Here is a 2606-nt window from a genome sequence, read left to right as displayed (position 1 = left end):
CCCTCCCCCTCCGCCCCTCCGCACCACCCCGAGGAGTCACGCATGACGTCGCACACGGCCGAGCCGGCCGAGCCGCCGCTGGACCTCGTCCTGGTCGGCCACGGCATGGTCGGCCAGCGCTTCCTGGAGGCCTGGACCGAGCAGCCCGGCGCCCGGCGCCGACGGGTCACCGTGCTCGCCGAGGAGCCCCGCCCCGCCTACGACCGTGTCCACCTCAGCTCGCTCTTCGAGGGCCGCACGCCCGAGGACCTCACGCTCTGCCCGCCCGGCTTCCTCGCCGAGCACGGCATCGAGCTGCGCCTCGGCGACCCGGTGACCGCCGTCGACCGCGCCGCCCGCACCGTCACCACCCGCTCCGGCGCCCGACTGCGGTACGACGACCTGGTGCTGGCCACCGGCTCGGCCCCGTTCGTGCCGCCCGTGCCCGGCCGGGACGCCGCCGGCTGCCACGTCTACCGCACCGTCGAGGACCTCGACGCGATCCGTGCCGACGCGACGAAGGCCGTGGTGGCGGGCGGCGGCACCGGCATCGTGGTCGGCGGCGGCCTGCTCGGCCTGGAGGCGGCCGGCGCGCTGCGGGCGATGGGGCTCACCACCCATGTGGTCGAGTTCGCCCCCCGTCTGATGGCCGTCCAGGTCGACGAGGGCGGCGGCGAACTGCTCCGCCGCAAGATCGAGGAGCTCGGCGTCACCGTCCACACCGCGGCCGCCGCGAGCGGGGTCGCCACCGGCCCGGACGGCGCGGTGCGCGGCCTGCTCCTCTCCGACGGCCGCGAACTCGCCGCCGACCTGGTGGTGTTCTCGGCCGGCGTCCGCCCCCGCGACGGGCTCGCCCGGGACTGCGGCCTGGCGGTCGGCCCGCGCGGCGGCATCGTGGTCGACGAGCGCTGCCGCACCGAGGACCCGGCCGTCCTCGCCATCGGCGAGTGCGCCCAGGCCGCCGACGGCCGGGTCTACGGACTGGTCGCCCCCGGCTACCAGATGGCCGAGACGGCGGCCCGCGAACTCGCCGGCCGCCCCGGCCCCGGCTTCACCGGCGCCGACACCTCGACCAAGCTCAAGCTGCTCGGCGTCGACGTCGCCAGCTTCGGCGACCCGCACGGCACCGCCGAGGGCGCGCTCGACGTGCTCTACAGCGACGGCCGGCTGGGCGTCTACCGCAAGCTGGTGATCGGCACCGACGGGGCCCTGCTCGGCGGTGTCCTGGTCGGCGACACCGACGCCTACGGCACCCTGCGTCCGCTGGCGACGGCCGGCCGGCCGCTCACCGTCCCGCCCGAACAGCTGGTGCTGCCCGCCGGATCCGCCGCCGCCGGCCCGATCGCGCTGCCCGACGACGCGGTGCTCTGCTCCTGCCACAACGTCACCCAGGGCGCCGTGCGCGCCGCCGTCCGGGAGCAGGGCGCCGGCAGCGCCGCCGAGGTCAGGAAGTGCACCCGGGCCGGCAGCGGCTGCGGCAGCTGCCTCAAGCAGCTCACCACCGTCGTCACCGAGGAACTCGCCGCCGCGGGGGCCGAGGTCGGGACCGGCCTGTGCGAGCACTTCCCGCAGAGCCGCGCCGAGTTGTACGAGATCGTCCTGGTCACCGGCATCACCACCTTCTCCGCACTGGTCGACCGGCACGGCACCGGTGAGGGCTGCGACATCTGCAAGCCGACCGTCGCCTCGATCCTGGCCAGCCTCTCCAACGGCCACATCCTGGACGGCGAACAGGCCGCCCTCCAGGACTCCAACGACCACTTCCTGGCCAACCTCCAGCGCAACGGCTCCTATTCGGTGGTGCCCCGGGTGCCCGGCGGCGAGATCACCCCGGAGGGCCTGATCGCGATCGGCGAGGTGGCCCGCGACTTCGGCCTCTACACCAAGATCACCGGCGGCCAGCGGATCGACCTGTTCGGCGCCGGCGTCGACCAACTCCCCGCCATCTGGGCCCGATTGGTGGGCGCCGGCTTCGAGTCCGGGCACGCCTACGGCAAGGCGCTGCGCACCGTGAAGTCCTGCGTCGGCGAGACCTGGTGCCGCTACGGCGTCCAGGACTCGGTCGGCCTCGCCATCGAACTGGAGCTGCGCTACCGGGGGTTGCGCTCCCCGCACAAGCTCAAGTCGGCGGTCTCCGGCTGCGCCCGCGAGTGCGCCGAGGCCCGGAGCAAGGACTTCGGCGTCATCGCCACCTCCGCCGGCTGGAACCTCTACGTCGGCGGCAACGGCGGCATGACGCCCCGGCACGCCGACCTGCTCGCCGCCGACCTGGACCGCGAGACGCTGATCCGCACCATCGACCGCTACCTGATGTTCTACATCCGGACCGCCGACCGGCTGGAGCGCACCTCGGTCTGGCTGGAGCGGCTCGACGGCGGCCTCGACCACCTGCGCGCGGTCGTCCTCGACGACGCGCTCGGCATCGCCGCCGAACTCGACGCCCTGATGGCCCGCCACATCCATTCCTACCAGGACGAGTGGGCCGCTACGCTGGCCGACCCGGACCGGCTCCGCCGCTTCGCCTCCTTCGTCAACGCCCCCGGTACCCCCGACCCGGCCGTCACCTTCGTCCCCGAACGCGGCCAGATCCGCCCCGCCCGCCCCGACGAGGACGGCCACGTCCTCCC

The 2606-nt window shown here is 74.8% G+C and carries 1 protein-coding gene; it reads left to right on the top strand.

Annotated features, from left to right (window positions below):
* Window positions 1–42: 42 nt before the first annotated feature.
* Window positions 43–2606 (top strand): nitrite reductase large subunit NirB (gene nirB / locus ADK60_RS21140; RefSeq protein WP_053648103.1); only part of this gene is annotated, 2564 nt, incomplete at its 3' end.

The sequence above is a fragment of the Streptomyces sp. XY431 genome (genome assembly GCF_001279805.1).
GTDB classification, from domain to species: Bacteria; Actinomycetota; Actinomycetes; order Streptomycetales; family Streptomycetaceae; genus Kitasatospora; species Kitasatospora purpeofusca.
This window is presented reverse-complemented; position numbering and strand designations above follow the sequence as displayed.